This window comes from Streptomyces sp. NPDC097981, from assembly GCF_040302565.1.
GTDB lineage: Bacteria > Actinomycetota > Actinomycetes > Streptomycetales > Streptomycetaceae > Streptomyces.
Genome location: NZ_JBEORW010000156.1, coordinates 1 through 2,698, shown reverse-complemented (window position 1 = coordinate 2,698; position 2,698 = coordinate 1). Strand labels below are relative to the sequence as shown.

Genomic DNA, 2,698 nt, shown 5'->3' with positions numbered 1-2,698 from the left:
GGCAGCAAACACGGGTGAAGCGTCCAACAGCGCCTCCGCCATGCCCACCCATTGCGACCCCTGTCCGGGGAACACGAACGCGGTCTTGCCCCCGATGACCGACCCCTGGACGAGCAGGGGTGCGGTGCCTCCGGCGGCCAGCGCGGCCAGGCCCACGAGCTGTTCCTCGGGGTCCCGGCCAACCAGAACCGCGCGTCGGCCGTGTGCCGTGCGGGTGGTTGCCAGCGAGTGGCCGACATCGACGCGTCGCAGGTCAGAACGGGTGGCGAGGTGGTTCAGCAGTCGTTCCGCCTGGCCGCGCAGCGCCTTCTCGCCCTTGGCGGTCAGCGGCCAGGGCAGCGGGGCCGGCCGGTCGGAACCGGCGTCGTCCGGGAGCGTCGCGGTCAGTAGGGGGTGGGGGGTCGACGGCGCAGGGGTCTCCTGCTCGCCGGACCCCTGTTCCACCGGGGCCTGCTCGATGATGGCATGGGCATTGGTGCCGCTGAACCCGAACGACGACACTCCCGCTCGCCAGGGGCGGCCACCGGTCTCGGGCCAGGCCCGCTGTTCGGTCAGCAGGGCCACCTCGCCCGCGCTCCAGTCCACGTGCGGGGTGGGCTCCGCGATGTGGATGCTCTGCGGCAGCACGCCGTGCTGCATGGCCAGTACCATCTTCATCACACCGGCCACACCGGCGGCGGCCTGCGCGTGGCCGATGTTGGACTTGATCGAGCCGAGCAGCAGCGGCCGGTCCGCCGGCCGGTCCTGCCCGTACGTGGCCAGGAGGGCCTGGGCCTCGATCGGGTCGCCCAGGGTCGTGCCCGTGCCGTGCGCCTCCACGACGTCCACCTCGGCGGTCGTCAGGCGGGCGTTGGCCAGGGCCTGGCGGATGACGCGCTGCTGGGACGGGCCGTTCGGGGCGGTGAGTCCGTTGGAGGCTCCGTCCTGGTTGATGGCCGTACCCCGGACCACGGCCAGCACCGGGTGTCCGTTGCGCCGTGCGTCCGACAGCCGCTCCACGAGCAGCATGCCGACGCCCTCGGCCGGGCTGAACCCGTCCGCGTCGGCGGAGAACGCCTTGCAGCGGCCGTCGGTGGACAGACCTCGCTGGCGGCTGAACTCGATGAAGGTGCCGGGCGTGGACATGACCGTCACACCGCCGGCCAGGGCCATGGAGCACTCGCCGTTCCGCAGGGCCTGCACCGCCAGGTGCAGCGCCACGAGCGATGCCGAGCAGGCCGTGTCGACGGTGACCGCCGGGCCCTCCAGGCCGAACGTGTACGAGAGGCGGCCCGAGACGACGCTGCCCGCGCTGCCGGTGGCCAGGTGTCCTTCGAGACCGTCGGCCGCGCCCCGTACGAGGTGGGAGTAGTCGGAGCCGTTGGTCCCGACGAACACGCCTGACTGGCTGCCGCGGAGGGCGTCCGGGTCGATGCCGGCCCGCTCGAAAACCTCCCACGAGGTCTCCAGCAGCAGGCGCTGCTGCGGGTCCATAGCGAGGGCCTCACGCGGGGAGATCCCGAAGAACGCCGGGTCGAAGGCGGCCGCGTCGGAGAGGAAGCCGCCCTCACGGGTGTAGGAGGTGCCCTGCGCGTTGGGGTCGGGGTCGTACAGCGCCTCGACGTCCCAGCCGCGGTCGGCGGGGAACTGCGAGAGGGCGTCGCCGCCGGAGACGAGCAGCTGCCACAGTTCCTCAGGGCTGCGGACGCCGCCTGGGAAGCGGCAGCTCATCGCGACGACGGCGATCGGTTCGGCGTCGGACGCGGAGGCCGCGGCCGCCGGTGCGGGCGTGGCGCCGAGCCCGCTCTGCCCGGCGAGCTCGGCCCGCAGGTGGCGGGCGAGGACGGTGGGCGTCGGGTAGTCGAAGACGAGGGTGGGCGGCAGCTTGAGGCCGGCGGCGGCGTTCAGACGGTTGCGCAGTTCGACGGAGGTCAGGGAGTCGAAGCCCAGCTCCTTGAAGGCCCGTCCGGCCTCGACGGCGTCGGGCCCGGCGTAGCCGAGCACGGCGGCGACGGCGGTACGGACCACCTCCAGCAGCAGCCGTTCCTGCTCGGCCTCCGGCTGCCCGGCGAGCTGCCGGGTGAGGACGGCGGCATTGCCGGTGTCCTCGGCCGCATCGGTGCGGGCGTGCTCCAGGGCCTGCCGCGCCTCGGGCAGGTCGTGCAGCAGCGGCCGGGCGCGACCGGAGGTGAAGGCCAGGACGAAGCGCTTCCACTCCATGTCGGCGACGGTCAGGGTGGTCTCGTCGCGGTCCAGCGCGTGCTGGAGTGCGCTGACGGCCCGCTCGGGAGCCATCTCGATGACGCCGTGGCGGCGCATCCGGTCACCGACGGCGCCCTCGGCCATGCCTCCGTCGCCCCACGGGCCCCAGGCGAGGGAGGTGGCGGGTAGTCCGGCGGCGCGCCGGTACTCGGCGAAGGCGTCGAGGAACGCGTTGCCCGGCGCGTAGTTGCCCTGGCCGGGGGCGCCGAAGGTGGCGGCGAAGGAGGAGAAGAGGACGAACGCGGACAGGTCGAAGTCGCGGGTCAGCTCGTGCAGGTGCAGCGTGGCGTCGACCTTGACCCGCAGGACGCGCTCGACCTGCTCGGGGGTGAGTGCCTCGATGACGCCGTCGTCGAGGACGGCGGCGGTGTGCACGACGGCGGTCAGCGGCCGGTCTGCGGGGACGGAGGCGAGGAGTGCCGCGACCGCGTCCCGGTCGCCCATGTCGCAGGCGGCG

At 73.5% G+C, this 2,698-nt stretch carries 1 protein-coding gene; it reads right to left on the bottom strand.

Annotated elements, in window-relative coordinates; translation table 11 throughout:
• Positions 1 to 2,698 (bottom strand): type I polyketide synthase (locus tag ABTY04_RS40715; protein WP_352218472.1); only part of this gene is annotated, 2,698 nt, incomplete at both ends.